Annotated in this window: 17 protein-coding genes; 9 read left to right on the forward strand and 8 right to left on the reverse strand. The window is 52.7% G+C overall.

Features of this window, described 5'->3' with window-relative positions:
• Positions 1–2: 2 nt before the first annotated feature.
• Positions 3–1,628 carry an alpha-amylase family protein gene (locus CWR52_RS01395; protein ID WP_104948600.1) on the forward strand — a complete coding sequence of 542 codons (1,626 nt, stop codon included), beginning with the start codon at positions 3–5 and terminating at the stop codon, positions 1,626–1,628.
• Here the strand turns inward: CWR52_RS01395 and CWR52_RS01400 are convergent, their stop codons facing one another.
• From CWR52_RS01400 to CWR52_RS01415, 4 genes are read right to left on the reverse strand one after another with little or no spacing between them, the layout of a single operon-like run.
• Positions 1,629–2,615: an SDR family oxidoreductase gene (locus tag CWR52_RS01400; protein ID WP_104948601.1), complete on the reverse strand. Its 987-nt coding sequence runs from the start codon at positions 2,613–2,615 to the stop codon at positions 1,629–1,631.
• Positions 2,616–2,632: 17 nt separating this feature from the next.
• Positions 2,633–3,151, reverse strand: a complete 519-nt coding sequence (locus tag CWR52_RS01405) for a 2-oxo-tetronate isomerase (protein WP_104948602.1) — start codon at positions 3,149–3,151, stop codon at positions 2,633–2,635.
• 11 nt (positions 3,152–3,162) lie between these two features.
• Complete coding sequence (locus CWR52_RS01410) at positions 3,163–3,609, reverse strand: DUF421 domain-containing protein (RefSeq protein ID WP_104948603.1); 447 nt, start codon at positions 3,607–3,609, stop codon at positions 3,163–3,165.
• 9 nt (positions 3,610–3,618) lie between these two features.
• Positions 3,619–4,122: a hypothetical protein gene (locus tag CWR52_RS01415; RefSeq protein ID WP_104950877.1), complete on the reverse strand. Its 504-nt coding sequence runs from the start codon at positions 4,120–4,122 to the stop codon at positions 3,619–3,621.
• A gap of 138 nt (positions 4,123–4,260) precedes the next feature.
• Here CWR52_RS01415 and CWR52_RS01420 point away from each other — a divergent pair, with 138 nt between their 5' ends.
• The 4 genes from CWR52_RS01420 (at position 4,261) to CWR52_RS01435 (ending at position 9,340) form a co-directional block, all read left to right on the forward strand.
• A complete protein-coding gene (locus CWR52_RS01420) occupies positions 4,261–4,650 on the forward strand; it encodes a YdeI family stress tolerance OB fold protein (protein WP_045910503.1) in 390 nt (129 codons plus the stop codon).
• 64 nt (positions 4,651–4,714) lie between these two features.
• Positions 4,715–5,599, forward strand: coding sequence for an SDR family oxidoreductase (locus CWR52_RS01425; RefSeq protein WP_104948604.1), 885 nt, complete (start codon positions 4,715–4,717; stop codon positions 5,597–5,599).
• 181 nt (positions 5,600–5,780) lie between these two features.
• Positions 5,781–6,704, forward strand: coding sequence for a LysR substrate-binding domain-containing protein (locus CWR52_RS01430; RefSeq protein ID WP_045910501.1), 924 nt, complete (start codon positions 5,781–5,783; stop codon positions 6,702–6,704).
• A gap of 254 nt (positions 6,705–6,958) precedes the next feature.
• Positions 6,959–9,340, forward strand: coding sequence for a glucose/quinate/shikimate family membrane-bound PQQ-dependent dehydrogenase (locus CWR52_RS01435; RefSeq protein WP_104948605.1), 2,382 nt, complete (start codon positions 6,959–6,961; stop codon positions 9,338–9,340).
• An 89-nt stretch (positions 9,341–9,429) separates the two neighbouring features.
• Here CWR52_RS01435 and CWR52_RS01440 read toward each other — a convergent pair whose 3' ends face one another.
• From CWR52_RS01440 to CWR52_RS01450, 3 genes are all read right to left on the reverse strand, one after another.
• Complete coding sequence (locus tag CWR52_RS01440) at positions 9,430–11,121, reverse strand: methyl-accepting chemotaxis protein (protein WP_104948606.1); 1,692 nt, start codon at positions 11,119–11,121, stop codon at positions 9,430–9,432.
• A 160-nt stretch (positions 11,122–11,281) separates the two neighbouring features.
• Positions 11,282–12,400 carry an S-(hydroxymethyl)glutathione dehydrogenase/class III alcohol dehydrogenase gene (locus tag CWR52_RS01445; protein ID WP_021242543.1) on the reverse strand — a complete coding sequence of 373 codons (1,119 nt, stop codon included), beginning with the start codon at positions 12,398–12,400 and terminating at the stop codon, positions 11,282–11,284.
• A gap of 31 nt (positions 12,401–12,431) precedes the next feature.
• Positions 12,432–12,707: a metal/formaldehyde-sensitive transcriptional repressor gene (locus tag CWR52_RS01450; RefSeq protein WP_008502288.1), complete on the reverse strand. Its 276-nt coding sequence runs from the start codon at positions 12,705–12,707 to the stop codon at positions 12,432–12,434.
• A gap of 205 nt (positions 12,708–12,912) precedes the next feature.
• Between CWR52_RS01450 and CWR52_RS01455 the strand changes: the two genes are divergently transcribed.
• The 3 genes from CWR52_RS01455 (at position 12,913) to CWR52_RS01465 (ending at position 16,016) form a co-directional block, all read left to right on the forward strand.
• Positions 12,913–14,703 carry an LTA synthase family protein gene (locus CWR52_RS01455; RefSeq protein ID WP_104948607.1) on the forward strand — a complete coding sequence of 597 codons (1,791 nt, stop codon included), beginning with the start codon at positions 12,913–12,915 and terminating at the stop codon, positions 14,701–14,703.
• A gap of 252 nt (positions 14,704–14,955) precedes the next feature.
• On the forward strand, positions 14,956–15,624 hold the full coding sequence (locus CWR52_RS01460) for an epoxyqueuosine reductase QueH (protein WP_048030544.1): 669 nt from the start codon (positions 14,956–14,958) through the stop codon (positions 15,622–15,624).
• 119 nt (positions 15,625–15,743) lie between these two features.
• Entirely contained in the window at positions 15,744–16,016 is a 273-nt protein-coding gene (locus CWR52_RS01465; protein WP_104948608.1) for a DUF883 family protein, read from the forward strand.
• Between the two features lie 31 nt (positions 16,017–16,047).
• On the opposite strand, the gene CWR52_RS01470 is transcribed toward CWR52_RS01465, so the two are convergent.
• Entirely contained in the window at positions 16,048–17,511 is a 1,464-nt protein-coding gene (locus CWR52_RS01470; protein ID WP_104948609.1) for an EAL domain-containing protein, read from the reverse strand.
• A 276-nt stretch (positions 17,512–17,787) separates the two neighbouring features.
• Here CWR52_RS01470 and CWR52_RS01475 point away from each other — a divergent pair, with 276 nt between their 5' ends.
• Entirely contained in the window at positions 17,788–18,672 is an 885-nt protein-coding gene (locus tag CWR52_RS01475; protein ID WP_104948610.1) for a MarR family transcriptional regulator, read from the forward strand.
• Positions 18,673–18,680: the final 8 nt, after the last annotated feature.

An 18,680-nucleotide genomic window follows, 5' to 3' on the forward strand; every position in this document is an offset into this window, starting at 1 on the left:
CTATGACGGACTGGCATACACGGGCCATTATTTACCAGATTGATACCGCACTCTTTTATGATTTGAACGGCGATGGCTGCGGGGACATCGCCGGGATAGCGGCCAAGCTGCGCTACATTCGCCGGATGGGGGCGACGGTTATCTGGATCACCCCGTTTTACCTCACCCCCTTTCTCGATGAAGGCTATGACGTCAGCGACCATCTCCAGGTGGACCCCCGCTTCGGAAAGCTGGCCGATATCATTGCCCTTATCGAACAGGCCCGCGAGCTGGGCATGCAGGTCATTATTGAGCTGCTGATCCAGCACACCTCCGACGCGCACCCCTGGTTCCAGCAGGCCCGCCGTAACCCGGCGTCACCCTACCGGGATTACTACCTCTGGTCAGATACTGACGAGGACGATACGCCCCCCATGTTTCCCGGCGTGGAGGAGAGCATCTGGAGCTGGGATGACGAGGCGGGACAATACTACCGGCACATGTTCTATCGCCACGAACCGGACCTGAACCTGACCTCGCCCGCGGTACTGAAAGAGATTGAGAACATCATCCTCTTCTGGCTCAAGCTGGGCGTATCGGGGTTCCGCCTGGATGCCGCCTCCCACCTGACCACGCAGGCGGGAAACGGTAATGAAAAAAAGGGCCTGTGGATCCTCGAGCATATGCGCCGTCTTATTGAGCAGCATAATCCGGCGGCGATCCTGCTGGGTGAGGTGGACGTCGAGGTAGAGGCCTATCAGGACTACTTTGGCAATAATGACCGCCTGAATCTGGTGCTCAATTTCTGGCTCAACAAATATTTCTACGTCAGCCTGGCCCGCAAAAGCGCCCGTCCGCTGCGCAACGCGGTGAAGAAGATGATCGTCCCGCCTGACTCCTGCTGTTTTGCCAACTGGCTGCGCAATCACGACGAGCTGGATCTGGAGGGCATTAGCCAGAAAGACAAACAGTTTGTCCTCGATACCTTCGCCCCTGACGACGAGATGAACGTCTACCAGCGCGGGATCCGCCGTCGCCTGGCCCCGATGCTCAATGGCGATCAAAAGCGGCTGGCGTTCTGTCATGCGGTGCTGTTTTCCCTGCCTGGCGTTCCGGTGATGCGCTATGGCGATGAGATCGGCATGGGGGATGACCTCGATCTGGAGGAGCGCTACGCTGTGCGCACCCCGATGCAGTGGGCGGGATCGCAAGGCGGCGGTTTTTCGGCAGCCGACCCGGAAAAATTTATCGCGCCGATTATCGACCGCGGCCCTTATCGCTATCAGAAAATCAACGTCGCCGATTCGCTGCTCCACCGCAACTCGCTTCTGCACCGGATCATTGATATCGCCAATACCCGCTCGGAGTTCCCCGAAATCGCCGTTGCGCCCTTTCGGCTCCTCACGATCGATAGTGACGCGGTGCTGGGGATCTATTACGAAACCGAAGAACGCAGCATCCTGACCTTTGTTAACTTCAGCGACCAGCCGGTACGGTTCACCGTCAAGGGGATCCGCAACGCCACCTGGACCGCCTGTCTTGCGGACAAACGCTACGATGACGCGCTGGTTTGCGGTAAAACCGTTGAGCTCAGCCTTGGCGGCTACGGCTATCGCTGGTTCTGGACGCACCGTAGCGCGCTGCGCTGATTACGGTTTCCGGCGGGTGAGCAAACGCGTTAATACAATCCCCGCCAACGCCAGTCCCCCTAACGCTACTTTGCCCGGCATACCGGAGGTCACGGACGACGCGCGGGTTTTCGCTTCGTCAGTGAAACGGCCATGGATTTTGTGCAGGTCGTTAACCGGCTGGTCGAGATAATCCCGGCGGTCCGGCGCGTTCAGATCGTCCGTCATCTGACCTTCCCAGGCTTTCTTCACCATCAGCCGGTCCAGAAAACCCGGGAAGAGGAACTGCCCGACAATCGACTGAATAGTGCTGCTGCCTACCCACAGCTCGCGTACCGGCTTTTGCGCCACCCTGAAGATGGCGCTGGCGGCGACTTCAGGCTCGAACACCGGCGGTACCGGCCGCATCGCCCACGCGAACTTGTTCCTTGCCCATTCGAACTGCGGCGTATTGAGTCCCGGCATCTGCACCATCGAAAGCTGAACCCGGCTGTTCTCATGCATCAGCTCGGTGCGTACCGCGTCGGTAAACCCGCGAATCGCCGCTTTGGCCCCGCAGTAGGCAGACTGCAGGGGAATGGAACGGTAGGCCAGCGCGGACCCTACCTGGATAATCACGCCCCTGTCGCGCGGAACCATAAGCTCAAGCGCCGCGCGGGTACCGTTCACGTAGCCGAGGTACGTCACCTCAGTCACGCGCCGAAACTCGTCCGGCGTAAGGGTACGAAACGGTGCCAGCACGGCCCCCATGGCGTTGTTGACCCAGACATCAATCGCACCGAGGCGATACTCAATCTCATTAGCCGCGTCGACCACCGCCTGACTGTCGGCGACGTCAGCCTGCACGGCGTGTGCATTTACGCCGAAGCGGCGCAACTCTTCCTGGGTGGAGTGCAGGCTTGCCTCATCGCGGGCGATGAGGCCGACATCGTAACCTGCTTTTGCAAAGTGCAGCGCCGTGGCTTTGCCCACGCCCGCCGTCCCACCGGTAATCACTATGACAGCCATAGAACCTCCACGTGAACTCAACCGTTATTTCCGTCCGACAATGTTGTTACCAGCTCGGCCAGCGAAAAATGCACCGCTTTTTCCACCACGTCCTGACAGTCGCCGGAGAAAAGCACGGTACGGGTTTTCGTCTCGCCACGTATGTTCCACGCAAAACAGACCGTCCCCGCCGCCGTGCCATCGTCACCCCCTTCCGGGCCAGCATAGCCGCTGATGGCGATACTGATATCCGCCTGGGCGATGTCGCGGATGCTGGCGGCCATCTCGGCCACCGTCTGCTCACTGACGGCGGTATAGCGCGCGAGCGTCTCAGGACGAACGCCGAGGATCCGCGCTTTGGCTTCGTCGCTGAATACGACCAGGCCAACATCATAAAAATCGGCCGTGTTCTCTTCGGCGCACAGTGCTACCGAGAGCTTTCCGCCGGTGCAGGATTCCGCCGTGGTTAAGCGAAGCCCGAGATCGGTTAATTTGCTCGCCAGTTTTTTCGTCAGTTCACCCACGGTATAATTGTTGTCGTGAAAAAGATTGCTCATCTTTTCGCCTCTTATTTCTCGAAAGGAATGATTGAAATATGTCCATTGCGCTCAAGTATGGCATATTTAATTTGGCTTATTTCGGTAATACCATTATTTTGACGCGCTGACACCAGAATATCATCGCAAGAGACATCGACTTTTTTGAGTTTATCCGCCAGGGGTACGCCGTTTTCCACCAGAATCACGGGAGTGCCGTCCAGAATATTCTCCACCGGGGAAAAAAACTTCTTCATAAGGCCAAAAATAATATCGACTACCACCAGGGTGGTAATCGTAATCATCGCACCGGTGACGGAAAAATCTTGTCCGAGAAGCGCCTGCTGAGTAGCTTCACTAATTATCAGAAGCAGAATGAGATCGAAGCTGGTCATCTGCAGCAGCGCACGCCGCCCGGCCACTTTAAATACCACCACGAGGAACAGATAAATCGCCAGCGCACGAAAGACCATATCCATATCAGCCTCCTAGGGGTAAATAAATTGCCAGAGGGTTATCTCCGGCTCGTTGTTTATACGAACGGTCGTGTTCCATTTACCGGCTCTCGAAGGCGTGGTGAAGAGTAACACCGCGAAGCGGTCTGACTTTTTCAGGTTGTTATAGACAAAATAGAGGGTCTTGCCACGGCTGACCATGCTGTCCGGCTGCGGCCAGACACTGCCAGGCTCGTAAACATCGCTGCTCTCGCTGGCCATACTGAGAACATACTTTCCCTCTGTTCGCACCGGGAACGCCAGCTCCATTCGCGTCTCCGTCTCCCGGCGGCCAAACCGTTCATAGCTTATGGTCAGTGATTTAGCGGAATTGGTTTTAACCGTATCGCTGACCCACCCGCTTGAAAACAGACCGGCAATGGCTGCGATGATAATAGCCAACAGAACAATAAAACCCACCTGACGAAACGCGTATTCAAACGTCAGCAAGCGATAACTCTCATCTATCCCGGGCAACTTTTTATTTTCACGCTTCATGGCCATCGTCACCGTTTCGCTTATTATCCGATAAGTTTGATTTTTCACGCGAATGTTTTTAGGACTTATCACATTTGCCACATAAAGAAATAGCAACAATACTTAATAAGTCAAGACACCCAAAATGAAGGATATCCGATGAAATTATCGCTTATTTCCGCTTTTATGATATTTCTGGTTCCGGCCGCCTTCGCAGATAATAACGGCGGGTTACAAAAAGGTGAAGCTCCGCCGCCACCCCATGCGCTGGATAGCGGATATCGCGGAACCGATGATGCGCGTATTATGACTATCGACCAGGCCAAACAACTGCACGACGGTGCGACCATTTCTTTACGCGGTAATCTTATTGATGGTAGCGGCGATAAGTTTGTATTTCAGGATAAAACCGGAAAAATCGACGTTATTATTCCCCAGGCAGTTTTCGACGGCAGAACGGTAAAACCCGACCAGATGATCAGCATCAACGGTTCGCTTGATAAAAAATCATCCCCTGCCGTCGTTCGTGTTGATCGTTTGCAGAAATAATTCAGCGAAGCGTTAACGCTGCAGTTATCCATCAAATCTCACCCCTTGGCTTAAGGAGTCAGCTATGAGTGATACCCAACAACGTACGAACGCTTACCCGCAGCCCCCGTTCCCGGAACAGCCGCAAACACCGCCGGGACTGGCATCCGAAATGCAGCCCGTACCCGACCACGGGGAGAAAAGCTACAAAGGACACGGCCGTCTCGCCGGCAAAAAAGCGCTGATCACCGGCGGTGACTCGGGTATCGGTCGCGCTGTAGCCATCGCCTATGCCCGAGAAGGCGCGGACGTGGCCATTAACTACCTGCCTGAAGAGGAAAAAGACGCCGCTGAGGTTATCGACCTGATCAAAGCCGAAGGTCGGAATGCCGTCGCGCTGCCGGGGGACGTCCGGGACGAAACCTTCTGCCAGAATCTGGTCGAAGAAGCCGTCTCGAAGCTGGGCGGGCTGGATATTCTGATCAACAACGCCGGTCGCCAGCAGTTCCGTGAATCGCTTGAAGAGCTGACCACCGAAGATTTTGACGCGACGTTTAAAACTAACGTGTACGCGCCGTTCTGGATCACGAAGGCGGCTCTGCGCCACCTGAAAGCCTCGTCCGTAATCATTAATACCTCCTCCGTCCAGGCGGTGAAGCCCAGCCCGGTGCTGCTGGACTACGCCCAGACGAAAGCCTGTCTGGCGGTATTTACCAAATCCTTAGCCAAGCAGCTGGGTCCGAAAGGCATTCGCGTCAACGCGGTCGCTCCCGGTCCCTACTGGACGGTGCTGCAGTCCAGCGGCGGCCAGCCGATGGAAAAAGTGAAGGAGTTTGGCGGAGATACGCCGCTGGGACGTCCGGGTCAGCCCGTCGAGATCGCCCCGCTGTACGTCACGCTGGCCTCGGATGAATGTTCATTTACGTCCGGCCAGGTGTGGTGTTCTGACGGCGGTGACGGGGTAATCTAACCGCATAACCCTTTCCCCTCAGCAACGAGCAATAAATGAACAAGGATGTTCGCTCTTATTCCCCCGCCGAAAAACATGTTGTAACTCAAACAGATCAAATGTTAAAAATATTTTGCTATCAGGTTATCAAAATTAAACAACTTAACTTGTCACCCGCATCGCTCTGTTTTTAACATCGCCTATGGAAAAAAATGGTCTGTTCAGTCAGCGCATACGCTTGCGCCATTTGCATACATTTGTGGCCGTCGCTCAACAGGGAACGCTGGGGCGTGCGGCTGAAACTCTTAACCTGAGCCAGCCTGCGCTCTCGAAAACCCTCAACGAGCTGGAACAGCTGACCGGCGCCCGTCTTTTTGACCGCGGTCGGCTGGGCGCGCAGCTTACCATCGTGGGCGAACAGTTCCTGACGCACGCCGTTAAGGTGCTGGATGCGCTCAATACCGCAGGCCAGTCCCTGCATCGAAAAGAAGAGCACAGCAGCGAGGTTGTCCGTGTCGGGGCCCTGCCTACCGCCGCGCTCGGCATTCTTCCGCCGGTGATTGGCCAGTTCCACAAGCAGCAACGGCATACCACGATCCAGGTAGCCACCATGAATAACACCATGCTGCTCGCGGGTCTGAAGTCGGGCGAGCTGGATATCGGTATCGGCCGCATGTCCGATCCTGAACTGATGGGGGGTCTCAATTACGAACTGCTGTTCCTGGAATCCCTGAAGCTGGTGGTTCGTCCCGATCACCCTCTGCTGCAGGACACGGTGACGTTAAGCCGCGTAATGGAGTGGCCGGTGGTGGTGTGCCCGAAAGGGACCGTCCCACGTCAGACCGCCGAAACCTTGCTGCAAATGCAGGGGTGTACGCTGCCCTCAGGGTGCATCGAAACGCTGTCAGCCTCGCTTTCACGCCAGCTCACGCTCGACTATGACTACGTCTGGTTCGTTCCCTCCGGGGCGGTAAAAGATGATTTGCGCCAGGGCACGCTGACCGCTCTCCCGGTAACGGCCCCCGGCGCCGGTGAACCTATTGGTATTTTGACCCGGGTAGATACCCCGCTTTCCACGGGCGCACAGACGCTACTGAGCGCCATCCGCAAATCGATGCCGGTCTAAAACCTTTTTGCCCCTCCCTCTAACCCTCTCCCCTCAGGGCGAGGGGGCTGTCCTGTGCGTTAATCAAATAATGCGGAATAAATCATTAACAATTGCGTAAAACAATTTAACAGTTTTATCATAGCGGCGAATTCACCAAATGGTTCGCAAATTATTTGACAGAAACGAATTCACCGGTATTAACCATCAATCCCACCGCATTTATTACCCAACTGGTACATACCCGACACGGCGGGGGATCTAAGGAGACAGAAATGGCATTTGGCAGCGCGCCGCGCGGGATACCTCGTATTCTGCAGTGGCTTCTTGCCGGACTGATGATGCTCATCGGTCTGGCCGTCGGCGGGTTGGGCTTAAAGCTCGCCACCGTAGGCGGAAGTAGTTACTTCCTGATAATGGGCGTGGTAATGGTGATTGCCGCGATCCTGATTTTCCTCAACCGCACCAGCGGGATCCTGCTTTACGGCATCGCGTTTATTGCCTCGCTGTTCTGGGCGGTAAGCGATGCAGGCTGGGATTTCTGGCCGCTCTTCTCCCGCCTGTTTACCTTTGCCGTGCTGGCGTTCCTCTGCGCCATCGTCTGGCCCTTCCTGCGCGCAGCAAACCACACTGCCCCGAACAAGGCGCCCGCCTTTGGCGTCGCGGCCCTGCTGGCGGTGGCCATGCTGGTCAGCCTGGGCTGGATGTTTAAGCCGCAAACCCTCGTGGCAGCGAACGAGCCCGTTCCGGTGAAACCCGTTGCACCCGGCGAGCAGCAAAAGAACTGGGAACACTGGGGCAACACCACCCACGGCGACCGTTTCGCCGCGCTGGACCAGATTAACAAGCATAACGTCAGCTCCTTGAAAGTCGCGTGGGTTGCGCACACCGGCGATATTCCGCAGAGCAACGGCTCGGGTGCGGAAGATCAGAACACGCCTCTGCAAATTGGCGACACGCTGTATGTCTGTACGCCGTACAGTAAAGTGCTGGCGCTGGACGTGGATTCCGGTAAAGAAAAATGGCGTTATGATTCGAAAGCCACCGCGCCGAACTGGCAACGCTGCCGCGGTCTGGGCTACTTTGAAGATCATGCAAACGTGACGGCGTCACAGACCGGAACACCGCCAGCGGCATGCCCTCGCCGCCTGTTCCTGCCCACCACCGATGCCCGACTGATTGCCATCAACGCGGATAACGGCAAGGTCTGCGACGACTTTGGCGACCATGGCATCGTGGATCTGAGCGTCGGCATGGGCGAGATCAAGCCCGGATATTATCAGCAAACCTCCACGCCGCTGGTTGCCGGGAACGTTGTCGTCGTTGGCGGTCGCGTCGCGGATAACTACTCTACCGGTGAACCGCCGGGCGTGGTGCGCGCCTACGACGTTCACACCGGTAAACTGGCCTGGGCGTGGGATCCGGGTAATCCAGACCTGACCGGCCTGCCGCCGGAAGGCCAGACCTACACCCGCGGTACGCCGAACGTCTGGTCTGCGATGTCTTACGACGCCAAACTGAACCTGATCTACCTGCCAACCGGCAACGCCACGCCAGACTTCTGGGCGGGCGAGCGTACCGCGCTGGACGATAAGTACAGTTCCTCCATCGTCGCCGTCGACGCGGCCACCGGTCAGGTCCGCTGGCATTTCCAGACCACCCACCACGACCTGTGGGACTTCGACCTACCTTCCCAGCCGCTGCTGTACGACCTGCCTGACGGTAAAGGCGGCACCACACCGGTGCTGGTGCAGACCAGCAAGCAGGGCATGATCTTCATGCTTAACCGCGAAACCGGTAAGCCGGTGGCGAAGGTAGAGGAACGCCCTGTCCCGGCAGGTAACGTTGAAGGTGAACGCTACTCCCCAACCCAGCCGTACTCCGTAGGCATGCCAATGATTGGCAACCAGACGCTGACCGAGTCCGACATGTGGGGCGCGACGCCTGTTGACCTGCTGCTGTGCCGCATTCAGTTTAAAGAGATGCGTCATCAGGGCGTCTTCACCCCTCCGGGTCTCGATCGTTCCCTGCAGTTCCCCGGCTCACTCGGCGGGATGAACTGGGGCAGCGTCTCCGTTGACCCGAACAACAGCCTGATGTTCGTCAACGATATGCGTCTGGGTCTGGCGAACTATATGGTGCCGCGCGCGAACGTGGCGAAAAATGCCAGCGGCATCGAGATGGGGATTGTTCCAATGGACGGCACGCCGTTCGGCGCGATGCGTGAACGCTTCCTGTCACCGCTGGGCATTCCGTGCCAGAAGCCGCCGTTTGGCACCATGTCAGCCGTTGACCTGAAAACCGGCAAGCTGGTGTGGCAGGTTCCTGTCGGCACGGTGGAAGATACCGGCCCGCTGGGCATTCGCATGCACATGCCAATCCCAATCGGTATGCCGACCCTGGGCGCGTCGCTCTCTACCCAGTCCGGTCTGCTGTTCTTTGCCGGTACCCAGGATTTCTACCTGCGCGCGTTTGATACCGCCACCGGGAAAGAGATCTGGAAAGATCGCCTGCCGGTTGGCAGCCAGTCCGGCCCGATGACCTACGTGTCGCCGAAAACCGGTAAGCAGTACATCATCATTAACGCCGGTGGCGCCCGTCAGTCGCCGGACCGCGGTGATTACGTTATCGCGTACGCATTACCTGATAAGAAATAAGATGTGAAAAAGGGACCGAAAGGTCCCTTTTTTGTAGGTCAGTTTTTGTAGGTCGGGTAAGCGAAGCGCCAGCCGACGCAACACGCCGCTCAGAACGTCTCCCAGTTATCCCCGGAAACCGTCGCCGCCGGGCGCAATGGTACGTTCTGCGCCACCGGTGCAGCCGTCATCACGCGGCCCTGCTTTGCGCTGTTCAACCGAAACGCGCCAACCGCCTCGGTCAGACGCGCGCCCTGTTCTTCCAGAGACGCCGCCGCCGCGGAGGCTTCTTCCACCAGCGAGGCGTTCTGCTGGGTCACTTTATCCATCTCAGAAATCGCCTGGCTCACCTGCACAATACCGCGGCTCTGCTCATCGGACGCTGCGGCGATCTCCAGCATGATGTCGGTAACGCGTTTCACCGCGTCGACAATCTCATTCATGGTGTTACCGGCGGCCACAACCTCGCCGGAGCCCTGGTCAATCAGCGAAACCGATTCGTTGATCAAGCTTTCGATCTCTTTTGCGGCATTCGCACTGCGGCTTGCCAGGGTGCGCACTTCACTTGCCACCACGGCAAATCCGCGCCCCTGTTCACCCGCCCGCGCCGCTTCTACCGCCGCGTTAAGCGCCAGGATATTGGTCTGGAAGGCAATGCTGTTAATCACGGCGGTGATTTCAGAGATCTTCTTCGAGCTGCTGGAGATATTGCCCATGGTTTTCACCACGCCGGAGACCATCTGGCCGCCGCGGGTGGCTTTACCGGAAGCGTCTTCCGCCAGCTTGCTGGCATGATGGGCGTTATCGGCGTTCTGCTTCACCGTCGCGGTCAGCTGTTCCATGCTCGCGGCGGTTTGCTCGATGGCGGCAGCCTGCTGCTCGGTGCGGGAAGAGAGATCGGTGTTACCGGCAGAAATTTCGCTGGTGCCACGGTAGATTTCCTCCGCCCCCTGACGTACGGTGCCCACGGTATTTTCAAGCGAGTGCTGCATGGTTTGCAGATCGCGCGTCAGGCGACCAATTTCGCTGCGCCCCGCCACGTCGTCCGGCATCGTCAGGTCGCCCTTAGCGATATTCTCGATACGTTTCGCTGCCCGCTGCAGCGGATTGATTACCGTGCGGCGCAGCACGACAAAGGTCATTGCCGTCAGCACCAGCGCCAGCGCAAACGCGCCCACCATAAACATCAGGCCAAGCTGTGTTCGGGTGTGGGCCTGAGTGGTCAGCGCGCTGGCACGATCGGTACGGATTTTGATGGCCTTCAGCAGGACGGCGTTGTAGGCATCATCCAGCGGACGTGCGGTTTCGTTTTCGTGGTTGATGATCGCTTCGAACATGCCATTTTTGGCAAATTTGACCATCGGCTGCAGCCCCGCAATATAGGCGTCGTAGCGTGCTTTCAGCTCAGCATCCAGCGCCTCGTCCGCTGAGGTGCGCACAGCGCGATTCATATAGGCGGTAAAGCTTGACTGCGATTGCTTGATGCGTGTTTCCGCCTCGCTGATGTTTTGCTTCATCGCCTCCATTTCCGCGATACGGCTCGCCGCACCGGCATGGATCATATTGATTCGCGCGGTACGTAAATGGTTGGAGCTGTTCGAAAGCCCCATACGCACCTGAATTTCTGATGTGACATCCTGCTGATCGGTATCAGCCTGCAACAGGAAATACCCCGCCAGACCTGCGCTCAAGGCAAACAGAAGAATAATGCCACCGAGAATGGAGGAAAACAGCGGAACCAGCCTGATGTGATGCAAGAAGCTCAGCTTGCGCTGCGCCAGCATCGAAGTAGTGTTGTCCATGACCGTCGACTCTCTTGTAGGTAAGATGCGTAAAAACACGCCTGTTAAATAGTCATCGGCACGGCAGAGATTTAGATTACGGCTAAAAACGCCGCACTGGTCACACTTTAGAGAAGATTATTAAAGAAACGCCAGCGGCGAAAAACCGCTGGCAGAAGAGTTACTTGTCGCCGAAATGGATAACGGTACGGATGGATTTTCCTTCGTGCATCAGATCAAACGCCTCGTTGATCTGCTCCAGCGGTAAGCGATGGGTAATGAACGGATCGAGCTGAATCTTGCCGACCATCGCATCTTCAACCATACCCGGAAGCTGGGTACGCCCCTTCACGCCGCCAAACGCGGAACCGCGCCATACGCGCCCGGTGACCAGCTGGAATGGACGGGTTTTAATCTCCTGACCCGCTCCGGCCACGCCAATGATGATGCTCTCACCCCAGCCTTTGTGGCAGCACTCCAGTGCGGAACGCATCACGTTCACGTTGCCGATACACTCAAAGCTGAAGTCCACGCCGCCGTCGGTCATCTCAACGATGACGTCCTGAATCGGTTTTTCGTGATCTTTCGGGTTCACGAAATCGGTCGCGCCCATTTCACCCGCCAGCCTGAATTTCTCCGGGTTGGTATCGACCGCGATGATACGACCAGCCTTCGCCTGCACCGCGCCCTGAATCACCGCCAGACCAATGCCGCCGAGACCGAACACCGCCACGGTATCGCCCTCTTTGACTTTTGCCGTGTTATGCACCGCGCCAATACCGGTGGTCACGCCGCAGCCCAGCAGGCAGACTTTGTCCAGCGGCGCCTGCGGGTTCACCTTCGCCAGCGAGATCTCCGCGCAAACGGTGTATTCGCTGAAGGTGCTGGTGCCCATGTAGTGATAAACCGGTTCGCCGTTGTAAGAGAAACGGGTCGTCCCGTCCGGCATCAGCCCTTTCCCCTGGGTGGCGCGCACCGCCTGGCAGAGGTTAGTTTTGCCGGATTTACAGAACTTGCATTCGCCGCATTCCGCGGTGTACAACGGGATCACGTGATCGCCCGGTTTCAGGCTGGTCACGCCCTCACCCACTTCCACCACAATCCCGCCGCCTTCATGGCCGAGCACTGCCGGGAAGACGCCTTCCGGATCGTCACCCGAGAGCGTAAACGCATCCGTATGGCACACGCCGGTATGGGTGATTTTGATCAGCACTTCGCCTTTCTTCGGCGGTGCCACGTCAATTTCAACGATTTTGAGCGGCTGGCCGGGGCCAAATGCAACTGCAGCGCGAGATTTCATATGCCTTCCCTTTTTTGTCAGGTATGTGGATTTATTTTAGATAAGAGCGCAGTAAATGGCCGACTTCCGCCATGCGTACGGCTCGCTGATCCGGCGTGGTGTCCCCCGCAACCAGCTCATCTTTGAGGTGAATTTCAACCATTTCGCCCATCAGGCCATTGGCAGCCCCGCGCACGGCGGCAATTTGCTGCAGGATGGCCAGGCAGGGGTCGCCCGACTCCAGTGCGCGTTCAAGGGCATCAACCTGACCCCGAATGCGACGGACGCGGGTAAGAATACGTTTTTTATCTTCGGGTGAATGCGGCATACGCCCTCCTGATACTGTAGGGGGGTATAGTAACTTTTTTATTCTTAATTTGTAAACATTATGTTTACAAGGGTGATAAACATGTGCAACAGGCAATGTTGGACATAAAGCGGACGTTAACTTCCCATACGGTCCCCCCAGTCAGGTAATGACACATCTAAGAATTGCATGATATAATGAGAATTATTCATTTTAAGGCCCCAGCATGAACGTGCTCTTTAAAACTACGTCTCTCATCTCAAATACCTATCGCAAAAAATCCACGTCATCATTACTAGATTTCTTTTTAATTATTATTTTTTTCGGATTAGCTATCGCTGAAATTAAAAACCCCGCACCATTACCAAATTATTTATATTCTTTAATACATTATCTATGGATTGCCAGTCCACTGCCTTTAGTCTATATCTTTCTCCGATTGGTAAAACTACCATCATTCGTTTCAGCCTATATTGTTTTTTTACTCTTAAAACTGCTTGAATACATCAATGGCATCAAGCTATCACTCACGGGTGAAGTGCTGTCCTGGAATGATTTGTTTTCTCAATCCAACATAACCATTGCAAAACATTACCTGACAGTCTGGCCAGCACTCTTGCTTTTCCTCGCATTTTCATTGTGTGTTATTTTATATTTTATCAGCAGGAAATTTTACACAACAAAGAAAAACACTCTGGTACTTGCTATCAGTTTTATCACCATATTACCATTTTCCTTTTATACTCACTTCAGTTCTCTCTTTGGCGAAGACAGCATCTTCTCGCGGAAAATGATATTATTAGCTAAGGAAATGAATGTCACTTATAAATCATGGAATTGGTCGGAAAACCTGCAGGATAATGGAATGGCAATGCATGTCGTGATGACCAGTTCTCGAAAATCTGCACCTTTAGCCAGTAAAAACAATAAAGATACGTACAATCTTGAAAAGCGCGCAGGGAGTGCGGAATTACCAAAACATAAAACAGTTATTTACGTCCTTTGCGAATCATGCTGGTATGACAATGCCAACTTCAAAGAAATTATCACCCCAATATTAAATGAAGGTTTTGTTACGTTTCGAGCAACTTCACCCGTTTATGGCGGAGGTACTGCGAATGTTGAATTTGAAATGCTCACCGGCCTCCCCAGTAATTCAAGGGTATTATCTGGCATAATTTATCAAGAATATGCGACACAGTTCAAATCGTATACCGATTCCATTGCTAGCGCTCTGGGCGGTAAAGGCTTTATCACCTATGCCGCACACAATTATTTAAAAGAGTTTTGGCACAGGGATACTGTTTATAAAAAATTTGGCTTTGAACGCTTCGATGGCCTTTATGAAATGTCGACTATAAGCCTTCCTGACCGAATTTTGGCAGCCAGAAAAAAATGGCAATGGCAACCCGATGACTACCTGCTTTACAAGTCAGCAATTGAACATTTAAAACAAGCTGACGGAAAGAACATTTTCATGAATTTAATTACCATGTCAACACATGGCCCGTACCCTCATGAGAACGACTCAGGTGAGTACATCTATACCTTCGAATTGAAACAAGCAGTTGACCGCTTTGTTGACTTCTACAAAGAAGTAAAAAAAATAGATCCGAATGCCGTTGTTGTTGTTTATGGCGATCATAAGCCTGCACTGAATAAATTTTTCATGAACAAGAATGTTCTGCCATCCAATCTTTTCAGCAAAACAGGTGAAAATGACAATGATTTTGTATTTAAATGGGATATCAAACCGACAGATTACGGCGATGTTCCGGTTTTTGTCGCTGCGGGCAATGATAAAAATTTAGAAAGACTTGCTCAGGAAGCGAATAATCAACCCTATTTTTGCGTTTCATCTCTTATTGATAAATATTTAATTAATTCCGGACTAACAAGCTTCAGATATAACGTTAAAAATCGTTGTTCTGACACAAGTCATTCGTATGAAGAAAAAATCAATGCGATGCCATCATGGGTATATTCGGTGGCACTATTCGAAGGCGATGAAAAATGATGTTTAAAGTGGCAATGAATATACCGACATACTGATATTAAACAGGTTTTACAGCCTTAGCTTCTCAGCAACGTCCCGGTGGAATTCACTCAGTACCATCGGGCTATTACTGCACAGCAACTTACTGATTAACGGCGCCACTCAGTACGAAGTCCAGCCCGCGCGCTAACCCCGTTCCCGGCAGTACCGTCTGAAGTGCGTTAAAAGTTGTGTTACAATCCTATAAAGTTCATCAACATAGTGCAAAATAACATGACGACAGCCCCTTTTATTCGCCCACAACTTACCCTGCCAGACGGTGCCGACAAGCTGCTGCTTCACTCCTGCTGCGCCCCGTGCTCGGGTGAAGTGATGGAGGCTATCCAGGCGTCGGGTATTGAGTACACCATTTTCTTCTATAACCCCAATATCCATCCGCAAAAGGAATACCTCATTCGTAAGGAGGAGAATATTCGGTTTGCGGAAAAGCACGGCGTGCCGTTTGTTGATGCCGATTACGACACCGATAACTGGTTTGAGCGTGCTAAAGGCATGGAATGGGAACCCGAGCGCGGCGTCCGCTGCACCATGTGCTTCGATATGCGTTTCGAGCGTACGGCGCTCTATGCGGCAGAAAATGGATTCAGCGTCATCAGCAGCTCGCTGGGGATCTCCCGCTGGAAGAACATGCAGCAAATAAACGACTGCGGCCAGCGTGCGGCCGCGCGCTATCCAGGTATGGTTTACTGGGACTATAACTGGCGCAAACAGGGCGGATCCTCACGCATGATTGAGATCAGCAAGCGGGAACAGTTTTACCAGCAGGAATATTGCGGGTGCGTTTACTCGCTCAGGGACAGTAACCTGCACCGTAAGTCTCAGGGTCGCCCGCTGATCCGCATCGGGAAACTGTATTACGGTCAGGATGACAATGAGAAATAACGGGTTCCCGGTATAGAGATATATCCGAAAACCGCTCTGTCAGGTGCCGAATTTAGCCTTTCGTCTCCCACATCCGCAAAGAGCGGCTATCCTTTAATTATCAACAAAAGGAGGCAAAAATGTCTGATATCGGTACTGATAAAAACACCCAGTTTGCTGAAGACAAGGCAAAAAATAGATTTGATGAACTTGCAGGTTCAGCGCAGCAGCAGTTTGGTGAATTCGTCGATTCACCAAAACATCAGGTAAAAGGTGCCGCGAAAAAATACGCCGCTCAGGCCAGCGATGCCGTTTCCGACGTCACAGAAGCGGTCAGAAATAATCCCCTCACCGGCCTCATCGCCGCGGGTGCTGTCGGTATTGTTCTCGGCCTGTTGCTGGGTCGAAAATAAACCAGAGCCCTTCGGGGCTTTATTTTTCTTATCAGCTAAATAACCGTACCATGCGGTCTAACTCCTCCTCTTTCACGGCACGCGATAAATAATATCCCTGAAAGTTTTTAACGCCCAGCGCGACGAGTTTCACAAACTTTTCTTCGCTATCAACCCCTTCTGCAATACAGTCAGTGCCGGTCATGTCGCTGTAAATCTGAATCGCTTTTATCAAATTGTAGTCATTGTCATTTGCCACAAAGTGATCGACGATGTCCCGATCCAGCTTGAGTCCATCGAAATGAACCTGGCGTACCGGGAACATGGTTTGATGGTTAGAGAAGCAGTCATCCAGAAACAAACGACACCCCGTATTGCGTAAATGCCGCATGGTTTCAGGGATCCTTTTGTCCTTCGTCACATCAATATCTTCTGCAAATTCAAAAACCAGCTTTTCGGCCCACTGCGGTTTAAGCAGCATATCGATGGCTTTCCGTGCCATATCAGGCAAAGCATTCCCGGACGCCAGACGAGGCGGGATATTCACAGAAAAATAATATTTTCCGTTATACTTATTAATACCTGATACGGCAGCATGGATGACCAACGCCGTAATTTTCAACCAGATTTCATGATTGGAAACATCCGTTAAAAAACTGGCAGGCTTGACAATTTTACCGTTTTTATTCCAGCGAATCAGGATTTCAAATCCAACCCCTTTTTTATCTCGATCGGTAATTATCTGATATGCCGGAAATATTTCCCGATTACGTAACGCATTAAAAATTTCGGCTTCTTTTTCCGTGAACCCTATTTTTTGACGCGGATGTTTCTCAGGTTTGTCTGCTTTAAAATTGTGCGGATCGTGTAACCAGCGCTTAATTAAACGTAATTTAAGCACACCTTCCTTTCGGTGGGTATACACCGTTTTATTCGACAACCCCATTCTATCGCACATTTCCTTTACGGACATGCCGCGGTAGAAACTTAATAATACGTCAATTTCTCTTCGTGTTAACCACTTTAGATTTTCTTCAGAGCCAATATCCATGTAGCGTTCGCGTAATACACGAGAACGATCCTTAAAGCTTTTGTAATGGGTATTAAAACAGTCTACTACATCCGAAACGCTGGCAACGCGAATCAATGATAATTGATAACTGTTATTTAAAAGACTGCCCAGCGTGCGGTACAGCCAGCCGTCAGGAATATCACCATACAGGGTGACATGCCGAATAACGGGGAGTGCATTGAGTACCGAGGCCAGTCGCTTCAGGCTTTCCAGGAGATTGACGACACCTTTCCCGAGGAACACCACGATATGGGCATCCTGATTTTTAAGGATATTTTCAATATCCTGTTGGGATGCCTCATCTTCGTTAAAGTGAATTTGGGAAGCATGGATTCCGTACTTATTGAGGATCGAACAATACCCCTGGAATGTGAAACCGCAGGCTGAGATGACAAATTTATGTTCATCGCAAACCCCATTTTTGAGAGACATTTTTTGGGTCATAACCTGCTCCTGGGCACCAAAGCGCCATTTCTGTTTGAGTATGCGTAAAATTTATTGCATCTGTTGCGTAGTATAATTTTACAGTAGCACCCAGGGTTAAGAAACTGTTATCAGTCTAATTCACCGAAACATCTTTGCGTTAATCACCCGCGTTTAAATATACTTTTCTTTTCAAATAACCACGGCAAATGTTTTATTCTCAGGGTATAATGAAAATTCCGAAAAAGAAGACTGGATACTTCATCTATCGGTTCATTCAAATACGAGAAAAATGCTATGGATAATCATATCTCATCCAGGGCCTTGCTACATCGAAGGGATGTCATAAAGAGCAATCCACGATTCGGTGAGGCAATATTAGAGCACTACACAATTAATGACACCATCTACAAAAAACAACCTTTGTTCTACAAGACAATGCTGCAGGAATCCCGGTTCAACATTATCCTCTCCATGTGTTGTTTTATTTTTGGAAATCAGGCCGAGTCAGTCTCAGAAATTAAAGAGTTATGTTCTCGCTATAAGATAGCCAGCCCTAACAGCGTTATTGCGATCATCACGATACTCAGAACCACCGGGCGCATCAGGACCTGGCGCTGTACGGAAGACAGACGCAAAACGAGAATTGCACCAACCGAAAAAGGCCTGAATGAACTTAAGCGATATATGTCCGGCGCTTTTTTGCCCGTCAGTATTCTTTATCCGACATTCAATATTAACGTGAACCTGCTGGATAATGATATTTTGAGAAATAACTTCTTCCGCCGCGCGGCAGAATATCTTTTTCGGGGATTAACGTTCAGAAAGGTGTTGCCTGAAGTGGGATTATTTATCGATAAAGATGGCGGACGTATGATTATGCTTTATCTTTATCTGCAGGCCATGAAAAATAAATCTGCCCATGGTGCCGTCATCGACTATTCAGCCAGCACGCTCGCAAAAGAATTTTTCGTTTCGCGTATCCACGTCAACCGGATTATCAAATCGGCTCAGGAGGCAGGCTACCTGAAAGATCGGGGTGATGGTCGGCTATCGATATACCCGGCGTTTATCGAACTCGTCGAAAATTATGCCGGGTTATATTTTGCCTATGTTACGCATTACATCAACGTAGTACCCAAAGAGCGACGCCACGCTAACAACGCGACGTCAACCGTATAATCCTCCAG

Origin of the sequence: Enterobacter sp. SGAir0187, from assembly GCF_002952735.2 — a bacterium.
GTDB classification, from domain to species: Bacteria; Pseudomonadota; Gammaproteobacteria; order Enterobacterales; family Enterobacteriaceae; genus Enterobacter; species Enterobacter quasiroggenkampii.